The sequence below is a fragment of the Yersinia sp. Marseille-Q5920 genome, from assembly GCF_946902935.1.
Classification (GTDB): Bacteria; Pseudomonadota; Gammaproteobacteria; order Enterobacterales; family Enterobacteriaceae; genus Yersinia; species Yersinia rochesterensis.
In genome coordinates, this window is record NZ_CAMPQA010000021.1 from 14,791 (window position 1) to 34,018 (window position 19,228).

The following is a 19,228-nucleotide window of genomic DNA, read 5'->3' on the forward strand; positions in this document are numbered from 1 at the left end:
TCTAACTCCGACAGGAGCCAATCCGTGAAAGACTTATTAAAGTTTCTGAAAGCGCAAACTAAGACCGAAGAGTTTGATGCGATCAAAATTGCTCTGGCATCGCCAGACATGATCCGTTCATGGTCGTTCGGCGAAGTTAAAAAGCCGGAAACCATTAACTACCGTACGTTCAAACCAGAACGTGACGGCCTTTTCTGTGCCCGTATCTTTGGCCCAGTAAAAGATTACGAATGCCTGTGCGGTAAGTACAAGCGTTTGAAACACCGCGGTGTTATTTGTGAGAAATGCGGCGTTGAAGTGACTCAAACCAAAGTACGCCGTGAGCGTATGGGTCACATCGAACTGGCTTCTCCAACTGCGCACATCTGGTTCCTGAAATCGTTGCCATCTCGCATCGGTTTACTGCTGGATATGCCATTACGTGACATCGAACGCGTACTGTACTTCGAATCCTATGTGGTTATTGAAGGCGGTATGACCAACTTGGAACGTCGTCAGATCCTGACTGAAGAGCAGTATCTGGACGCGTTGGAAGAGTTTGGTGATGAGTTCGACGCGAAAATGGGCGCCGAAGCTATTCAGGCCCTATTGAAAAACATGGATCTGGAAGCTGAGTGCGAGATCCTGCGTGAAGAATTGAACGAAACAAATTCTGAAACCAAACGTAAGAAGCTGACCAAGCGTATCAAGCTGTTGGAAGCGTTCGTACAGTCTGGCAACAAGCCAGAGTGGATGATCCTGACCGTGCTGCCTGTGTTGCCGCCAGACCTGCGTCCATTGGTGCCGTTGGATGGTGGTCGTTTTGCGACTTCTGATCTGAACGATTTGTATCGTCGCGTGATCAACCGTAACAACCGTCTGAAACGCCTGCTGGACTTGGCTGCTCCTGACATCATCGTGCGCAACGAAAAGCGTATGCTGCAAGAAGCAGTAGATGCATTGCTGGATAACGGCCGCCGTGGTCGTGCGATTACCGGCTCTAACAAGCGTCCGTTGAAGTCACTGGCTGACATGATCAAAGGTAAGCAAGGTCGTTTCCGTCAGAACTTGCTGGGTAAACGTGTTGACTACTCTGGTCGTTCGGTAATCACCGTGGGTCCATACCTGCGCCTGCATCAGTGCGGTCTGCCAAAGAAAATGGCTCTTGAGCTGTTCAAGCCGTTCATCTACGGCAAGCTGGAATTGCGTGGTCTTGCTACCACCATTAAAGCTGCCAAGAAGATGGTTGAGCGTGAAGAAGCGGTTGTTTGGGATATCCTGGATGAAGTTATCCGCGAACACCCAGTGCTGCTGAACCGTGCACCAACCCTTCACCGTTTGGGTATCCAGGCGTTTGAACCGGTTCTGATCGAAGGTAAAGCAATCCAGTTGCATCCACTGGTTTGTGCGGCATATAACGCCGACTTCGATGGTGACCAAATGGCTGTTCACGTACCGCTGACACTGGAAGCTCAGTTAGAAGCGCGTGCGTTGATGATGTCTACCAACAACATCCTGTCACCAGCGAACGGCGAGCCAATCATCGTTCCTTCTCAGGACGTTGTATTAGGTCTGTATTACATGACCCGCGACTGTGTTAACGCCAAAGGCGAAGGCATGGTACTGACTGGTCCGAAAGAAGCTGAGCGTATTTATCGCGCTGGTCTGGCATCTCTGCATGCCCGCGTAAAAGTGCGTATTACTGAAGAAATTCGTAATACCGAAGGCGAAAGCATTACGCGTACTAGCATCATTGATACGACAGTAGGCCGTGCTATTTTGTGGATGATCGTTCCACAAGGTCTGCCTTACTCTATCGTGAACCAGCCGCTGGGCAAAAAAGCTATCTCCAAGATGCTAAACACGTGTTACCGCATCCTGGGCTTGAAGCCAACGGTTATCTTTGCTGACCAGATCATGTACACCGGTTTTGCTTACGCAGCACGCTCAGGCGCCTCTGTAGGTATCGATGACATGGTTATCCCAGATGCGAAAGCAGGGATCATCGAAGAAGCTGAAACTGAAGTTGCCGAAATCCAGGAGCAGTTCCAATCCGGTCTGGTAACGGCAGGCGAACGTTATAACAAAGTGATCGATATCTGGGCCGCGGCTAACGAACGTGTTGCCAAGGCGATGATGGATAACTTGTCTGTTGAAGATGTTGTCAACCGTGACGGCGTTGTCGAGCAGCAAGTATCCTTCAACAGCATCTTTATGATGGCCGACTCCGGTGCGCGTGGTTCTGCTGCACAGATTCGTCAGCTGGCAGGGATGCGTGGCCTGATGGCTAAGCCAGATGGTTCGATCATTGAAACGCCAATCACCGCGAACTTCCGTGAAGGTTTGAACGTACTTCAGTACTTCATCTCAACCCACGGTGCGCGTAAAGGTTTGGCGGATACCGCATTGAAAACTGCGAACTCCGGTTACCTGACCCGTCGTTTAGTTGACGTGGCACAGGATCTGGTCGTAACCGAAGACGATTGTGGTACCCATAACGGTATCGTGATGACCCCGGTTATCGAAGGTGGTGATGTTAAAGAACCACTGCGCGATCGCGTTCTGGGTCGTGTGACTGCAGAAGAAGTTATCAAACCGGGTACGGCTGATATTCTTGTTCCGCGTAACACCCTGCTGGACGAGAAATGGTGTGATCTGTTAGAAGAAAACTCCGTCGACAGCGTTAAAGTTCGTTCAGTAGTAAGCTGTGAAACTGACTTTGGTGTGTGTGCAAACTGCTATGGTCGCGACCTGGCACGTGGTCACATCATCAACAAAGGTGAAGCGGTTGGTGTTATTGCAGCACAGTCCATCGGTGAGCCGGGTACCCAGCTTACGATGCGTACGTTCCACATCGGTGGTGCGGCATCTCGTGCGGCAGCAGAGTCCAGCATTCAGGTTAAGAACAAAGGCAGCTTGAAACTGAGCAACGTCAAGTTCGTAACCAATGCAGCGGGCAAGCTGGTTATTACTTCTCGTAATACTGAGCTGAAGCTGATCGACGAATTCGGCCGTACTAAAGAAAGCTACAAAGTGCCTTACGGTGCGGTAATGGCTAAAGGCGATGGCGCAGAAGTCCAGGGCGGCGAAACCGTTGCTAACTGGGATCCGCACATCATGCCAGTTGTCACCGAAGTGAGCGGTTTCATCCGCTTCGCCGACATGGTTGACGGCCAGACCATTACACGCCAGACCGACGAACTGACTGGTTTGTCTTCTCTGGTAGTACTGGACAGCGCAGAGCGTACCGGTAGCGGTAAAGACCTGCGTCCGGCACTGAAAATCGTTGATGCCAAAGGCGACGACGTATTGATTCCAGGTACTGATATGCCTGCTCAATACTTCCTGCCAGGTAAAGCGATTGTTCAGTTGGAAGACGGTATTCAGATTGGTGCGGGTGATACCCTGGCGCGTATTCCTCAGGAATCAAGCGGTACCAAGGATATTACCGGTGGTCTGCCACGTGTTGCTGACTTGTTCGAAGCACGTCGTCCGAAAGAGCCTGCAATCCTGGCTGAAATCAGCGGGATTATCTCGTTCGGTAAAGAGACCAAAGGCAAGCGTCGTCTGGTGATTTCACCGTTGGATGGTAGCGATGCATACGAAGAGATGATTCCGAAATGGCGTCAGCTCAACGTGTTCGAAGGTGAAATTGTAGAACGCGGTGACGTGGTTTCCGACGGCCCAGAATCTCCACACGACATTCTGCGTCTGCGTGGCGTTCACGCAGTTACTCGTTACATCACCAACGAAGTGCAGGAAGTTTACCGTCTGCAAGGCGTTAAGATAAACGATAAACACATCGAAGTTATCGTTCGTCAGATGCTGCGTAAAGGCACCATCGTTGATGCAGGTAGCACCGACTTCCTGGAAGGCGAGCAGGCAGAAATGTCTCGCGTTAAAATCGCTAACCGTAAGCTGGCAGCTGAAGGCAAAATCGAGGCTACGTTCACCCGTGACCTGCTGGGTATCACCAAGGCATCCTTGGCGACCGAGTCCTTCATCTCTGCGGCTTCGTTCCAGGAAACCACGCGCGTTCTTACTGAAGCGGCAGTTGCCGGTAAACGTGATGAACTGCGCGGCCTGAAAGAAAACGTCATCGTGGGCCGTCTGATCCCAGCCGGTACCGGTTACGCTTATCATCAGGATCGTATGCGCCGTAAAGCACAGAGTGAAGCACCAGTGGTTCCGCAAGTCAGCGCGGATGAAGCGACTGCTAACCTGGCTGAATTGCTCAACGCCGGTTTTGGTAACAACAAAGGCTAATCCCTTTGTAAGTCACCAAAGTAAAAACCGCTCCTTTCGGGGCGGTTTTTTTTTGCTAATTTTCAGGATGAAAACCCAGATGCTATTGCAGTGAACGGCCTAAATGGCTATCCCAATCTTTCCACACTGGCTGTAATCCGGCTAGCGTCAATGCTTGGGCAACTTGCTCCGGAGTGCGATTATCATGAGGAGTAAACTGCTCAAGCTCAGGGTGATTATCGGCATATCCGCCCGGTTGTGTTTTTGAACCCGCACTGACATTATTTATTGCCAGCGGAATCACGTTATCGCGGAAGAAAGGCGATTCACGGGTCGAGAGCGACAGTTCCACATCCGGGGCAAACAGACGGAAAGCACAAATCAATTGCAGCAATTGTGATTCGCTCATCAGAGAAGCGGGTTCAATTCCCCCGGCACATGGCCGTAAACGCGGGAATGAGATGGAATAGCGACTCTGCCAGTAAGTTTGTTGCAGATAAAACAGATGTTCCGCAAGCATGTAGCAGTCGGTGCGCCAACTGTTCGACAAGCCAATCAAAGCACCTAACCCGATCTTATCGATCCCCGCTCGGCCCAAACGATCAGGGGTGGCCAGCCGCCAGTGAAAATCTTGCTTATGGCCGTGCAAGTGATGGCGCTGATAAGTCGCCGGATGATAGGTTTCTTGATAAACCATCACGCCATCCAATCCCAGTGTTTTCAGCTCCACATACTCTTCTTCTGCCAATGGTTGAACTTCCATCATCAGCGAGCTGAATTGGCTGCGGATAGTCGGGAAATGACGCCGGAAATAATCCATGCCGACTTTTGCCTGGTGCTCACCAGTGACCAGTAGCAAATGTTCGAAGCCCAGTGCTTTGATGGCGGCACACTCGCGGATGATTTCAGCGTGGTCCAATGTCTTGCGTTTGATGCGATTACTCATTGAAAAACCACAATAAGTACAGTCATTGGCACACAGATTAGAAAGATAGAGCGGAACATAAAAACTGACCGTATTGCCAAAGCGTTGGCGGGTCAGTTGTTGGGCTTTCTGCGCCATTGGCTCCAGATAAGCCAGTGCAGCGGGAGAAATAAGTGCCATTAAATCATCACGATTTGGTTTGACGGCATTAATCGCCCGCTCAACATCTGCGGCGGTTTTGCTGTTGATGCGCAGAGCGATATCATCCCAGTCCAATTGCTGCCAGCGCTGATTGAAGTCTTCAGACATGATTTTCTTCCTCAAGCTGGCTAAGGAAACCAGTCAGTGGGCTGGTGGCAATGGCTTGATCAAACTGTCGATTGCCCAGTCCAGCTTGACGCGCCAACTCGCCGGACTCAACTGCTAAGCGAAAAGCGTGGGCCATTTGCACCGGTGAGTGAGCAACCGCAATCGCGGTATTCACCAGAACAGCATCAGCACCGAGTTCTATGGCCTCAAGGGCATGGCTTGGTGCGCCAATTCCGGCATCGACCACCACCGGAACTTTGGCTTGCTCGATAATGATTTGCAGAAAGTCGCGGGTGCGCAATCCCAAATTGGAACCAATAGGTGCGCCCAATGGCATGACGGCCGCACAACCGACTTCTTCCAACCGTTTGCACAATACCGGGTCTGCGCCGCAGTAAGGCAAGACCACAAACCCCTCTTTCACCAGTATTTCGGCGGCTTTCAGCGTTTCGATGGGGTCGGGCAGCAAATACTTCACATCCGGGTGGATTTCCAGTTTCACCCAATGGGTGCCGAGAGCTTCACGTGCCAAACGTGCAGCAAAAACAGCTTCTTGCGCAGTTTTCGCGCCGGAGGTGTTGGGCAGTAAACGTACGCCCAATTGGCGCAAAGGGGCCAGAATAGCATCGTTACCGGCGTGTAAATCTACCCGCTTCATCGCCATGGTAATCAGTTGTGAACCGGAGGCTTGCAATGCTTCTAACATCAATTCAGACGTGGAAAATTTGCCCGTGCCAGTAAATAAACGGGAGGTAAAAGTGGTATCGGCGATTTTCAGCATGTCAGCCCCCGGCAATCGCTTGGAATAGCAAAATATCATCACCCGCGTGTAACTGGCATTTTTCCCAGTCAGCGCGCGGGATGATGACCTGATTAATCGCCAGCGCGGTACCCGGCTGGTGGCGGTTCAGTTGTTGGAGCAGCATGGCAGCGGTTATCGCGCATTCCACTTCAAGCGGCTGATCATTGAGTACAATATTGATATGTTTACTCTTCACCGTGAGCCTCCACAGACAGGGCAATGTTTCGCCCGCGTGAGTTGCAAGGTGCTCCAGCTTTGCTGCTTACCATCAAATAGGCGCAATTTCCCACTGAGCGGAGAGGCCAGCCCAGCCAGCATTTTAATGGCCTCCAGTGCTTGCAAGGTGCCGATGACACCCACTACCGGCCCCAATATACCGGCGGTGCGGCAATTACGTTGCGGTAGCTCTTTATCTGGATAAAGACAGGTATAGCAACCTTGGGAATAGGGCGGTTCAATCACTAATAACTGCCCGCTGAAACCCACGGCGCTGCCGCTGATTAACGGTTTTTGTGCTTTAATACAGGCGGCATTGACTTGATGGCGCGTCTCCATGTTGTCACTGCAATCGAGCACTAAATTAACGCCAGCAACAGCATCAGCCAGCGCTTGGTCGGCCAGCCGTGTTTCCAACGCGATAATTTCAATCTGTGGGTTAAGATTTTGCAAATGATGCTGGGCTAACCGCGCTTTAGTTGGGTTAGTGGGCGATTTTCGGTCGAGATCCGTGGTGCGATATAATATTTGGCGCTGCAAATTGGTCAATTCTAGCGGGTCATCGTCAGCCAATAATAATGTTCCAACCCCGGCCGCTGCCAAATAGAGTGCCGCTGGGGAGCCAAGCCCTCCGAGGCCGACAATCAATACACTGGCAGTTTTCAGTTTCAATTGGCCCTCAGGGCCAATATCTTCCAGCAATAACTGGCGGCTGTAGCGCAAGAATTCACTGTCACTCAATTCATGCATGTTTATCATCAGCCAGCTCCTTGCCCTCGATCAGATGCAGTAATTGCGCGGTGGCCTGCTGCCAGTTATCGGCCTGAGTAATTGCGCTGACCACCGCCACACTGCCGACGCCAGTTGCCAATACGGCGGGGACGCGCTCAATACTGATGCCGCCGATGGCGACCGTCGGGTAATCCGGGGTGTTGTCGACCATCTGCTTAAGCACCGCCAGCCCTTGTGGGGATGATGGCATCTGCTTGGTTTGGGTCGGAAAAATATGCCCCAATGCAATGTAAGAGGGGCGGACGGCTTTGGCTATCGCCAGTTCGTGTTCATCGTGAGTGGAGACCCCGAGCCGCAATCCGGCTTGCTGAATTGCAGCCAAATCAGTGGCTTCCAGATCTTCCTGCCCCAGATGCACCCCGTAAGCGCCATGTTTAATCGCCAGCCGCCAGTAATCATTGATAAATAAGCGTGCCTGATAGCGTTTACCTAATTCAATGGCAGCAGCAATATCTTGTTCTACCTGCGTATCTTCTAAGTCCTTGATCCGAAACTGGATGGTGGTTACGCCTGCCGCAAGCAGGCGCTCTATCCACAGCACGGAATCGACCACCGGATACAGACCAAGGCGCTGCTTGGTGGCGGGGAAACCTTTCTCAGCAGAAAATAAAGCATTATCAGACTGGCTCATTATTCGCCTCCGCTTGCAGACTGGCGGGGGCGTGATGTGATTTATTGATATATAACTCACTACCACGGGAGCGGAACTCAGCGGACATCTGCTCCATACCGGATTGCAAAACTTCGATAGGTTGAGCCGCCGTTTCTTGCACCACCGCCAACTCTTGCCTGGCGGCTGTTTCTTGCTTAGCGGCGTAATCGCGCACTTCCTGCGAAATTTTCATCGAGCAGAATTTCGGCCCACACATGGAGCAGAAATGCGCCACTTTGCCGGATTCTTGTGGCAGAGTTTCATCGTGATAAGCACGCGCGGTTTCAGGGTCGAGAGCCAAATTAAATTGATCCTCCCAACGGAATTCAAAACGCGCTTTTGACATGGCGTTATCGCGGATTTGCGCGCCGGGGTGACCTTTCGCTAAATCAGCCGCATGGGCTGCAATTTTATAAGTGATAAGTCCCTGTTTTACATCTTCTTTATTGGGTAAACCAAGGTGCTCTTTGGGGGTGACATAGCACAGCATAGCGCAGCCGAACCAACCAATCATGGCCGCGCCGATGCCGGAGGTAAAATGGTCATAACCGGGGGCAATGTCGGTGGTCAAGGGGCCTAAGGTATAAAATGGCGCTTCATGGCAATGCTCCAGCTCTTCAGTCATATTGCGGCGAATCATCTGCATTGGCACATGCCCAGGGCCTTCAATCATCACCTGCACATCATATTCCCAGGCGATTTTGGTCAATTCGCCCAAGGTATGCAGCTCAGCGAATTGGGCTTCATCATTGGCATCCTGAATGGAACCAGGGCGCAGACCATCACCCAATGATAATGAAACATCATAAGCCGCGCAGATCTGGCAGATTTCGCGGAAATGCTGATACAGGAAATTTTCCTGATGATGGGAAAGGCACCATTTCGCCATAATTGACCCGCCACGGGAGACGATACCGGTCAGCCGTTTAGCGGTCATCGGCACATAGCGCAACAGCACACCGGCATGAATAGTAAAGTAATCAACCCCTTGCTCGGCCTGCTCTAGCAGGGTGTCGCGGAACATTTCCCAGGTTAGGTTTTCCGCCACGCCATTGACTTTTTCCAGCGCCTGATAGATAGGGACGGTGCCAATGGGGACTGGGCTATTGCGCAGTATCCATTCACGAGTTTCATGAATATAGCGGCCAGTGGATAAGTCCATCACGGTATCCGCGCCCCAGCGCGTTGACCACACCAGTTTTTCCACTTCTTCCTCAATGGAAGAGGTCACGGCAGAGTTGCCGATGTTGGCGTTCACTTTCACCAAAAAGTTGCGACCAATAATCATCGGTTCAGATTCGGGGTGGTTAATATTCGCGGGGATGATAGCTCGACCAGCGGCCACTTCCTGTCGGACAAATTCTGCGGTGATATTCTCTGGCAGATGCGCACCAAATGCTTGCCCCGCATGCTGTTGGCGTAATACTTCACTGCGAATACGTTCACGCCCCATATTCTCCCGCAGGGCGATAAACTCCATTTCTGGGGTGATTTTACCTGCCCGGGCGTAATGCAACTGAGTGACACATTGGCCCGCAAGGGCTTTTTTGGGGCGGGGCAGATGCTCAAAACGCAAATGGTCTAAGCCCTCATCAGCCAAGCGCTGTTGGGTAAAGCCAGAACTGACCGAGGAGAGCGCGGCGGTATCCTGACGATCGGCTATCCAGCTCTCGCGCAGTTTGGGTAAACCGGCATGCACATCCAGCTTAGCGCGTGGATCACCATAAGGGCCGGAGGTGTCATACACCGGAATGGCTTCATTTTCTTCATAGTGGGGAGAGTCCTTACCGCCGCCGATCAATGTCGGGCTGAGTTGGATCTCGCGCATCGGCACTTGAATATCGGGCCGTGAGCCTTGCAGATAAATACGTTGGGAGTTAGGGAAGGTAACCCCTTGCAGGGTATCAATAAATTCTTGGGCTTGTTCACGTTGTTGTTTACGTGGAATAGACTGACGTGGGCGTGATAAATCTTTAGCAATTGTATTATTAGACATAGCAAATTCCTACCAATGGGTTTAAAGGCCAATGTGGTTAAGGGGAAAATTGCTTGTCTGGAGCTTGGCGGGAGTAACGATGTTAGCCAGTGACCGGCAGCCACCTGTCAGGTGAATTCCGGGCCTGTAGCGATAAATTACTCTTGTTCCCTTCGCGGGTATTAACCCGATCAGGTTCCGCGGATCCCGAATTAACGGTCTCAGCCTGCGTTTGTTTTCCTAAGAAAACAGGTGCTAGGCACTCCGACAAGAATCCTCAGTATATACCCTTCTTACTTGAAATTGCAGCGGTGTTAGCTACGTTCATTCACCCGAATCACTTACCTGTGTAAGCTCATCGGAATTCATTCACTTGCTGCCTACCTGCAATCTCAATTACTTTGGGTATTGAGGTTGAATGAGAACTACAAGCCCGCACAGATCTGTGGGCTATTTTACCTGCCCTGTTTGATCCACTGGCTGAGCAGCTTGCCAGGATTCAGCCGCCCACTGAATTAATTGATCTTCCAGCCGAAAACGGGCATCAAGGGTTTCGCCGATATCGGATAAAGCTTGTTGAAACTCAGTGCAGCTATCGTCATCGATCTCAATGTTTGTATAGCGATCATGGAATGCCATGATAGTTTGAGTGTTATTTTTCAAAGCAGGATAAACTTTGGTGGTCAGAGCTATTTTCGGGCTGGATGCGCCTTCCACCTGTTTGATAATTCTGTCGTAGATATTGAAATGTCCGGAGGAGAGATAATCCACCAGATTATGACAAAAGTTCTCCAGCGCTTTTTCATTAAGCGGGGTATGCTTTTCTTTTTGCGGCTTAATACCGATCACTGTGCAATACGAGACTAAAAGTTCTTTACGTGCATGAAGCCATTGATCAATTAATTCATTACTGCCGCCAACGCGTTGAGTCAGGCTTTCCAGTCGGTTGAGCATGATCGACCCCGTGAGTAAGAAAAAGTAAAAGTGGGTTACAAAAAAGTAACAAGCCGGATTCTAGATTGCCAGTGAAGTCGAGGTTGTGCAACAACGATATGGAACTACAACTTACAGGTAAAGAAAGTGGCTGGTGGATTGTCAGCCATGAAAACAAATTATGGTTACCAAACGGGGAGTTACCACAGGGTAATGCGGCCAATTGGTCATTACAGGGCGCGACCGCACGGCAGATTGGTGAATGGCAAGGGCAGGCGGTTTGGCTGATCCGCCAACAGATGTCCACCGAGATGGGGTCAGTGCGGCAATTACTGGATGTCGATCGCGGTTTGTTTCAACTGGCGGGGCGCGGCGTACAATTGGCCGAGTTTTATCGATCTCACCGCTATTGTGGCTATTGTGGGCATCAAATGCATGCCAGCCGCACCGAGTGGGCTTGCCTGTGCAATCATTGCCGTGAACGTTATTATCCACAAATCGCCCCTTGCGTGATTGTTGCCATTCGCCGTGGTGATGAAATTTTATTGGCGCAGCATGTTCGCCATCGTGGCGGTATTAACACGGTGTTGGCCGGGTTTGTCGAAGTGGGGGAAACACTGGAACAGGCGGTTTCCCGCGAAGTGCTGGAAGAAAGTAATATCCACATTAAAAACCTGCGCTATGTGACGTCACAGCCGTGGCCATTCCCGCATTCACTGATGATGGCCTTTATGGCGGAGTATGACAGCGGTGAGCTGCAACACGATCCTAAAGAGCTGCTGAATGCCGGTTGGTATCGCTATGACCAATTGCCATTACTGCCGCCACCAGGCACCGTGGCGCGCCGGCTGATTGAAGATACCGTCGTATTATGTCGCGAAGAGCAATTCGATGCGGGCGAGTAGCTAAAAAACCGCCTTTAGCCGCAACAGGAAAGTATTATCTGACATGCTACAATGCGCGCAGATAATCAAGGGAGCTTTATCATGAATGAGTTGAAAAACGATCGTTATCTGCGTGCTTTGCTACGCCAGCCGGTAGATGTGACTCCGGTGTGGATGATGCGCCAGGCAGGCCGCTATTTGCCAGAGTATAAAGCCACCCGTGCTATTGCCGGGGATTTTATGTCGCTGTGCAAAAATGCTGAGTTGGCCTGTGAAGTGACGATGCAACCCTTGCGTCGTTATCCGCTGGATGCGGCGATTTTGTTTTCAGACATTCTGACCATTCCTGATGCCATGGGACTAGGGCTTTATTTTGAAACCGGCGAAGGCCCGCGTTTTCAATCTCCTATTACCTGCCGAGCTGATGTTGAAAAACTGCCCATTCCTGACCCAGAGCAGGAGTTGGGTTACGTTATGAACGCGGTGAGAACCATTCGCCGTGAGTTGGCCGGTGCGGTGCCATTAATTGGTTTCTCCGGTAGCCCATGGACTCTGGCGACCTATATGGTCGAGGGCGGCAGCAGTAAGGCTTTCACTAAACTGAAGAAAATGATGTATGCCGAGCCGCAGACTCTGCATCTGTTGCTGGATAAACTGGCTGACAGTGTCATTTTGTATCTCAATGCTCAAATCAAAGCTGGCGCACAATCCGTGATGATCTTTGATACCTGGGGCGGGGTGCTAACCGGGCGTGATTATGCTGAATTCTCCTTGAATTATATGCATAAAATTGTTGATGGCCTGATCCGCGAAAACGACGGACGGCGGGTTCCGGTCACTTTGTTCACCAAAGGCGGTGGGCAATGGTTAGAAGCGATGGCCGCGACCGGCTGTGATGCATTGGGGCTGGATTGGACCACAGATATCGCCGACGCGCGCCGCCGAGTGGGTGATAAAGTTGCTCTGCAAGGTAATATGGACCCTTCCGTTCTTTATGCCCCCCCGGCGCGTATTGAGGAAGAAGTCAGCACGATTCTGGCCAGTTTTGGGCAGGGTGATGGGCATGTCTTTAACCTGGGCCACGGTATCCATCAGGATGTCCCGCCAGAACATGCGGGCGCTTTTGTTGAAGCGGTGCATTCTTTATCTCGGCAATATCACCCAAAATAATCGGTTTATAGGATAAGTTGGCGGATGATAGACACCAAAGCGCTGCGAGCAGAACAGCAACAGCGGGCATCTGAAATTAGTCTTCAAGATGATATTGCTAGTGATTCCGTGCGCTTTATTGCCGGGGCAGACGTGGGTTTTGAGCAGCAAGGGGAGATAACCCGCGCTGCTATCGCGATTTTACGTTATCCCTCGTTGGAGCTGGTGGAATATCAGGTTGCCCGCGTAGCAACTTCACTGCCGTATATCCCCGGTTTACTTTCCTTTCGTGAATATCCTGCATTATTAGCTGCTTGGGAACAGTTACAGCAACGGCCTCAGTTGGTTTTTGTTGATGGGCAGGGTATCGCGCATCCCCGCCGTTTAGGGGTTGCCAGTCATTTTGGCCTGCTTGTGGATGTCCCGACCATTGGTGTTGCCAAAAGCCGCCTGTGCGGGCACTTTGAGCCATTGGGTTACGATAATGGCGCATTACAGCCATTGGTGGATGCCGATGAACAGCTTGGTTGGGTATGGCGCAGCAAAGCGCGTTGTAATCCTTTGTTTATTTCGCCCGGTCATCGGGTGAGTGTGGGCCGTGCGTTGGAATGGGTGCAACTTTGCATGGCGGGTTACCGTTTACCCGAACCGACCCGCTGGGCTGATGCTATCGCCTCAAACCGCCCGCAATTTCAACGGTGGGTGCGGAAAAATCCTGATTTGCTTGGCAAGCATAGGGATATGATTTAATTTCGGGTACACTGCCGCGCAGATAATGAATAATGAGAACTCATAATGATACGCAATCCGATTCATCTACGTCTCGAGAAGCTGGAAAGTTGGCAACACCTGACCTTCATGGCTTGTTTGTGTGAGCGGATGTATCCCAACTATCAGCAATTTTGTCTGGAAACCGAGTTTGGTGATCCGGCCGTTTATCGACGTATCCTGGATCTTATCTGGGAAACATTGGTCGTAAAAGATGCCAAGGTCAATTTTGATAGCCAGTTAGAGAAGCTGGAAGAGGCAATTCCTTCCGCTGATGACTATGCTATTTACGGCGTCTATCCGGCCATTGATGCATGTATTGCATTAAGTGAAGCTATTCACTCGCGTTTGAGTGGCGAAACACTGGAACATGCGATTGCTATCAGCGAAGCATCCATCCGCACTGTTGCGATGCTGGAAATGACGTTGGCTGGCAAAGAAATGACCGACGAAGAACTGAAAATCTTACCTGCGATTGAAGAAGAATGGGACATTCAATGGGAGATTTTCCGCCTGTTAGCTGACTGTGAAGAGCGCGACTTGGATCTGATCAAAGGGTTACGATCTGACCTACGGGAAGCGGCTGTTAGCAACATTGGCATAAATTTAACGCAATAAGGCAAGAAAACGTGATTTAACGCCTGATTTGTCACGTCTTAAGGCTTCACATCTGCCCCCTGTCTGTTCTACATTTGGGGGGCGAAAAAAAGTGGCTATCGGTGCGTGTATGCAGGAGAGTGCTATCCATCGGCATATCCGTCGCACTTGATGCTTTGCAAACGATAAACACACTGTAAGGATAACTTATGAATAAGACTCAACTGATTGACGTAATCGCGGACAAAGCGGACCTTTCTAAAGTACAAGCAAAAGCTGCTTTAGAGTCTACATTGGCTGCAATTACCGAATCTCTGAAAGAGGGTGATGCAGTACAATTGGTTGGTTTCGGTACTTTCAAAGTAAACCATCGTAATGAGCGCACTGGCCGCAACCCACAAACCGGTAAAGAAATCAAAATTGCTGCAGCTAATGTGCCAGCGTTTGTTTCTGGTAAGGCATTGAAAGACGCTGTTAAATCTTAATAGTGTGTCAGTGAAAATAATAAACAAGGGGGTGGCAAAGCCCCTTTTGTTTATGCAGCGGGTGCTGATGGCCCTCGGTTTAGCCTTTGGTCTCAGCGCCTGTAGCAGTCAATCCGGCCCTCCTCAATTCAGTGCCAGCGGTTATATCGCCGACAGCGGTGTCGTTCGCATATGGCGTCAGGATAATACGCAGCAGCAGCCACAAGTGCTGATGAGCGTCTACAGTCCCTATTCGGGGGACAATACCCGCGTGACCTTCTACGAATATCAAAATGGCCTATTACGGGAAATTCGGCGCAATGATTTGGGCCATAACCCACAAAGTGTCGAGCTACGTTTTGATGAGCAAGGGCAGGTTAGTTTTATGCAACGCCAACTGGCAGCTCGGCGCGAACAGCTCTCTGCGGATAATATTGCAGTTTATCAGTTAGAGGCTAAGCGAGTTCTGGAGCTAAGCACGGCATTGCGCGCGGGCAATGTTCGGTTAATTCAGGGGCGTTGGCAGGACGGCATCGTGACAACTTGTGCCGGGAAGACGGTGCGCCCGAACCTTGATGATAATTCGCAATCATGGTTGAGCAAACGCGGCGCGAACAGTGCGGAAACTTTGGGTATCGCATGGTTGGATTCACCGGAAGGCCAGCAACTGTTGTTGGTTGCCAATCAAGATTTCTGCAGTTGGGAACCTCAACCAGGCAGTTTGTAAGAAAAGGGGCACGGCGAACAGTACCCCTTGGAAAGACTTGAAGATTTATTTACCGCCAACAATCATTTCCCACAGGCTATCATGTCCCACAGGCTATCATTTCCCACAGACTATTCTTTTTCCCGGGCAATCGCCCGATAGCCAATGTCTTTACGACAGAAAGCGCCTTCCCACTGAATGTTTTCCGCTAACTTATACGCATTTTGTTGTGCTTGGGCGACGGTTGCACCGAGTGCCGTGACACAGAGTACGCGGCCACCGCTGGTCACGACGTCCTTATTGCTATTCAGTTTGGTACCGGCGTGGAACACTTTCCCCTCCGCCACTTCTTGCTGGGGTAGCCCATGAATAATATCACCTTGACGGTAATCAGCCGGGTAACCGCCTGCCGCCAAGACGACACCCAGTGACGGGCGTTCATCCCAATCAGAGGTTTTCTCATTCAATTTACCTTGTGCACCGGCTAAACACAGCTCAACCAAATCTGAGCGCATGCGTAGCATGATGGGCTGAGTTTCTGGGTCGCCGAAGCGGCAGTTGAATTCGATAACTTTCGGTTGTCCGTCAGCTGAAATCATCAAGCCCGCATAAAGGAAGCCGGTATAAACATTACCTTCCGCCGCCATACCGCGCACGGTTGGCCAGATAACTTGATCCATTACCCGCTGATGAACTTCATCAGTAACAACGGGAGCTGGAGAATAAGCGCCCATGCCGCCGGTATTCGGGCCGCTATCACCATCACCAACGCGTTTATGGTCTTGGCTGGTAGCCATCGGTAACACGTTTTCGCCATCAACCATCACAATAAAGCTAGCTTCTTCGCCATCGAGGAACTCTTCCACCACGATGCGGTGACCGGCATCACCAAATGCATTGCCAGCCAGCATGTCATGAACGGCGGTTTCTGCCTCTTCCAGCGTCATCGCAACAATCACGCCTTTACCCGCAGCCAGTCCATCAGCCTTAATCACGATGGGCGCACCAATTTTGCGCACATAGGCTAAAGCCGGTTCTACCTCGGTAAAGTTCTGGTAAAACGCGGTTGGAATATGGTGGCGGGCCAGAAAGTCTTTGGTGAAAGCTTTAGAACCTTCAAGCTGAGCGGCGGCTTGGGTTGGGCCAAAGATAGTCAGACCTGCGGCGCGGAAAGCATCAACCACACCAATCACTAATGGTGCTTCCGGGCCAACAATGGTTAGGCCAATATCGTGGCTCTGAGCAAATGCCAGTAAACCGGCAATATCAGTGGCGGCGATATCGACATTTTCTAAACCAGGTTCCAGCGCAGTACCGGCATTACCTGGTGCAACATAAATTTTATCTGCTAAAGGCGACTGTGCTGCTTTCCAGCCCAACGCATGCTCGCGCCCGCCATTACCAATAATCAAAATATTCATTTGGATGACTCCGTTAAGCGGTTTAATTAATGACGGAAATGGCGCATGTCGGTAAAGATCATCGCGATATCGTGTTCATCGGCGGCGGCAATCACTTCATCGTCACGAATAGAACCGCCCGGTTGGATAACGCAGGTGATTCCAACGGCTGCGGCAGCATCAATACCATCGCGGAATGGGAAGAATGCATCAGAGGCCATAGCAGAGCCAGCGACTTCCAATCCCTCATCGGCCGCTTTGATACCGGCTATTTTGGCGGAGTACACACGGCTCATCTGGCCTGCGCCTATCCCGATAGTCATATTGTCGCGCGCATAGACAATCGCATTTGATTTAACGAATTTAGCGACTTTCCAGCAGAACAGCGCATCACGCAGCTCTTGCTCGGTCGGCTGGCGTTTGGATACCACCCGCAGATCCGCCGCAGTCACCATGCCCAAATCGCGGTCTTGCACCAACAAGCCACCATTGACACGTTTGAAATCCAGACCGGCAGAACGCTCTTGCCACTGGCCACAAGTCAGAACACGGACATTCTGTTTGGCGGCTAACAGCGCCAATGCTTCAGCACTGACGGAGGGGGCGATAATCACTTCAACGAATTGACGGCTGATAATGGCGCTGGCGGTTTCGGCATCCAGCTCGCGGTTAAAGGCGATAATGCCGCCGAAAGCAGACGTCGGGTCAGTTTTATAGGCGTTGTCGTAAGCCGCTAGCAGTGAGTCGGCAATAGCCACGCCGCACGGGTTGGCGTGCTTGACGATAACACAGGCCGGTTCACTGAATTCTTTCACACACTCCAGAGCGGCATCGGTATCGGCGATATTGTTATAGGAGAGCGCTTTGCCTTGCAATTGCTGGGCGGTTGCCACTGATGCTTCTTTAACATCTTCTTCTATATAGAAGGCGGCTTGCTGGTGGCTGTTTTCACCGTAACGCATATCCTGTTTCTTTATATAGTTAAGATTCAGGGTGCGAGGGAAACGGCCTGATGGCTGCTCGGTATCGCCATGATAAGGTGGCACCAGCGCGCCGAAGTAATTGGCAATCATACTGTCGTAAGCGGCAGTGTGCTCAAAAGCTTTGATGGCCAGGTCGAAACGGGTTGGGTAAGTCAATGAGCCGTCATTCTCATCCAGCTCGGCAATAATCGCAGGGTAGTCGCTGCTCTTAACCACAATCGCAACATCTTTATGATTCTTGGCCGCAGAGCGCACCATGGTTGGGCCACCGATATCAATATTCTCAACCGCATCTTCCAGTGAGCAATCCGGGCGGGCAACCGTCTGAGCGAACGGATACAAGTTTACGACTACGATATCAATTGGCTGAATGTCGTGCTGAGCCATGATGCCGTCATCCTGGCCACGACGGCCTAAAATCCCACCATGTACTTTTGGATGCAAAGTCTTAACGCGTCCGTCCATCATTTCCGGGAAACCGGTGTAGTTAGATACTTCGGTGACAGGCAAACCGGCATCAGCCAGCAGTCGGGCAGTTCCACCAGTGGAAAGTAACTCGATACCACGCTGAGAAAGTGCTTGGGCGAATTCAATGATACCGGCTTTGTCAGACACACTGAGCAGAGCACGGCGGATTGGGCGGCGTTGTTGCATGGTTTTATCCCTTGGCTTTGGAGTCGCAGTTATTCTTCACAATCATTCAATAGAGCGTTATCTGAATCCCTTCTTCTATATAGATAGCTATATATAGAAAGGAACAGATTCAGATAACGTCCCAAACAGGGGGATAAGGCTCGTCGTCGGCGACTTTCAGGGCAAGACTAGCCCTCTACAACATTAAAATACGCTTTATCACGTACCTCGTGACCCCATTTTCTAAAAAATCACCTCGTGTCATTGATATTTTGCCGACGAGGTCACTCTTTTTCGACGCGGGGAATTGTAGCGAAAACGATTGCGTGATGCTCGTCAATTTTGAGTGCAGATTCAATCTGTGGATAAGTTTGTGCACAACTGCGTATAAAGCGGGGTTTTGCTGTGGAATGCAGCAAACAGTCATTTTTATTGAAATTAGCGGTTGCGGGCAGCTGAGAACTCCCTATAATGCGCATCCATCGAGACGGCACACAACGAATCAAGTAGTTGAGTGGCCGACGAAGAGAACAGAGAAAATCAACGAAATTAGTAGTTGACTCTGAATGAGGAAAGCGTAATATGCGCACCTCGCGTTACCAACCACGGGTTGCTAACGCACTGCTCTTTAACAATTTATCAGACAATCTGTGTGGGCACTCGCAAGACGATATCGAAGCCTGTTTCGACAGGCAGAAGAAATATCAAAGTCTTGAAGAGTGACCAAAGCAGTACACATTTGAACTTCGGTTCGAATGCATATTTGCAGAAAGTAATCTTTGAGCATCGCTATGTTAACTCATAGCAAATCAAACA

17 protein-coding genes and 1 riboswitch are annotated in these 19,228 nt (G+C 50.8%); of the genes, 8 read left to right on the forward strand and 9 right to left on the reverse strand.

Annotated elements, in window-relative coordinates; genetic code table 11:
* Positions 1-24 precede the first annotated feature (24 nt).
* The gene (gene rpoC, locus OVO64_RS20055; protein WP_038638427.1) at positions 25-4,245 is read left to right on the forward strand and encodes a DNA-directed RNA polymerase subunit beta'; all 4,221 of its coding nucleotides are present in this window, start codon (positions 25-27) and stop codon (positions 4,243-4,245) included.
* 82 nt (positions 4,246-4,327) lie between these two features.
* On the opposite strand, the gene thiH is transcribed toward rpoC, so the two are convergent.
* The 7 genes from thiH to rsd form a co-directional block, all read right to left on the reverse strand.
* Entirely contained in the window at positions 4,328-5,458 is a 1,131-nt protein-coding gene (gene thiH, locus OVO64_RS20060) for a 2-iminoacetate synthase ThiH (protein WP_038638431.1), read from the reverse strand.
* A complete protein-coding gene (locus OVO64_RS20065; protein WP_267248987.1) occupies positions 5,451-6,239 on the reverse strand; it encodes a thiazole synthase in 789 nt (262 codons plus the stop codon). The genes thiH and OVO64_RS20065 overlap by 8 nt, the downstream gene beginning before the upstream one ends.
* Position 6,240: 1 nt before the next feature.
* Positions 6,241-6,456 carry a sulfur carrier protein ThiS gene (gene thiS, locus OVO64_RS20070; RefSeq protein WP_050292127.1) on the reverse strand — a complete coding sequence of 72 codons (216 nt, stop codon included), beginning with the start codon at positions 6,454-6,456 and terminating at the stop codon, positions 6,241-6,243.
* Positions 6,453-7,235 carry a HesA/MoeB/ThiF family protein gene (locus OVO64_RS20075; RefSeq protein ID WP_038638441.1) on the reverse strand — a complete coding sequence of 261 codons (783 nt, stop codon included), beginning with the start codon at positions 7,233-7,235 and terminating at the stop codon, positions 6,453-6,455. The genes thiS and OVO64_RS20075 overlap by 4 nt, the downstream gene beginning before the upstream one ends.
* Complete coding sequence (thiE, locus tag OVO64_RS20080) at positions 7,219-7,899, reverse strand: thiamine phosphate synthase (RefSeq protein WP_050292126.1); 681 nt, start codon at positions 7,897-7,899, stop codon at positions 7,219-7,221. Before thiE ends, OVO64_RS20075 begins: the two co-directional genes overlap by 17 nt.
* Positions 7,886-9,916: a phosphomethylpyrimidine synthase ThiC gene (gene thiC, locus OVO64_RS20085; RefSeq protein ID WP_050292124.1), complete on the reverse strand. Its 2,031-nt coding sequence runs from the start codon at positions 9,914-9,916 to the stop codon at positions 7,886-7,888. The genes thiE and thiC overlap by 14 nt, the downstream gene beginning before the upstream one ends.
* 130 nt (positions 9,917-10,046) lie before the next feature.
* Positions 10,047-10,172, reverse strand: a riboswitch (TPP riboswitch).
* Positions 10,173-10,345: 173 nt separating this feature from the next.
* A complete protein-coding gene (gene rsd, locus OVO64_RS20090; RefSeq protein ID WP_267248988.1) occupies positions 10,346-10,849 on the reverse strand; it encodes a sigma D regulator in 504 nt (167 codons plus the stop codon).
* 98 nt (positions 10,850-10,947) lie between these two features.
* Between rsd and nudC the strand changes: the two genes are divergently transcribed.
* The 6 genes from nudC to OVO64_RS20120 all read left to right on the forward strand — a co-directional run bounded on the left by nudC (position 10,948) and on the right by OVO64_RS20120 (position 15,417).
* The gene (gene nudC, locus OVO64_RS20095; RefSeq protein WP_038638453.1) at positions 10,948-11,733 is read left to right on the forward strand and encodes an NAD(+) diphosphatase; all 786 of its coding nucleotides are present in this window, start codon (positions 10,948-10,950) and stop codon (positions 11,731-11,733) included.
* 81 nt (positions 11,734-11,814) lie between these two features.
* The gene (gene hemE / locus OVO64_RS20100; protein ID WP_038639998.1) at positions 11,815-12,882 is read left to right on the forward strand and encodes a uroporphyrinogen decarboxylase; all 1,068 of its coding nucleotides are present in this window, start codon (positions 11,815-11,817) and stop codon (positions 12,880-12,882) included.
* A gap of 24 nt (positions 12,883-12,906) precedes the next feature.
* Positions 12,907-13,611 carry a deoxyribonuclease V gene (nfi, locus tag OVO64_RS20105; RefSeq protein WP_038638456.1) on the forward strand — a complete coding sequence of 235 codons (705 nt, stop codon included), beginning with the start codon at positions 12,907-12,909 and terminating at the stop codon, positions 13,609-13,611.
* Positions 13,612-13,656: 45 nt separating this feature from the next.
* A complete protein-coding gene (locus OVO64_RS20110; RefSeq protein WP_038638459.1) occupies positions 13,657-14,247 on the forward strand; it encodes a YjaG family protein in 591 nt (196 codons plus the stop codon).
* Positions 14,248-14,435: 188 nt separating this feature from the next.
* Positions 14,436-14,711, forward strand: coding sequence for a nucleoid-associated protein HU-alpha (gene hupA / locus OVO64_RS20115; protein ID WP_004393601.1), 276 nt, complete (start codon positions 14,436-14,438; stop codon positions 14,709-14,711).
* A gap of 52 nt (positions 14,712-14,763) precedes the next feature.
* On the forward strand, positions 14,764-15,417 hold the full coding sequence (locus tag OVO64_RS20120; RefSeq protein WP_038638463.1) for a DUF1481 domain-containing protein: 654 nt from the start codon (positions 14,764-14,766) through the stop codon (positions 15,415-15,417).
* Positions 15,418-15,527: 110 nt separating this feature from the next.
* Here OVO64_RS20120 and purD read toward each other — a convergent pair whose 3' ends face one another.
* Positions 15,528-16,817, reverse strand: a complete 1,290-nt coding sequence (gene purD, locus OVO64_RS20125; RefSeq protein WP_145509412.1) for a phosphoribosylamine--glycine ligase — start codon at positions 16,815-16,817, stop codon at positions 15,528-15,530.
* A gap of 26 nt (positions 16,818-16,843) precedes the next feature.
* Entirely contained in the window at positions 16,844-18,433 is a 1,590-nt protein-coding gene (gene purH, locus OVO64_RS20130) for a bifunctional phosphoribosylaminoimidazolecarboxamide formyltransferase/IMP cyclohydrolase (RefSeq protein ID WP_038638470.1), read from the reverse strand.
* A gap of 561 nt (positions 18,434-18,994) precedes the next feature.
* On the opposite strand from purH, the gene OVO64_RS20135 reads away from it, so the two are divergent.
* Positions 18,995-19,135, forward strand: coding sequence for a hypothetical protein (locus OVO64_RS20135; protein ID WP_162472779.1), 141 nt, complete (start codon positions 18,995-18,997; stop codon positions 19,133-19,135).
* The last annotated feature ends 93 nt before the right edge of the window (positions 19,136-19,228 follow it).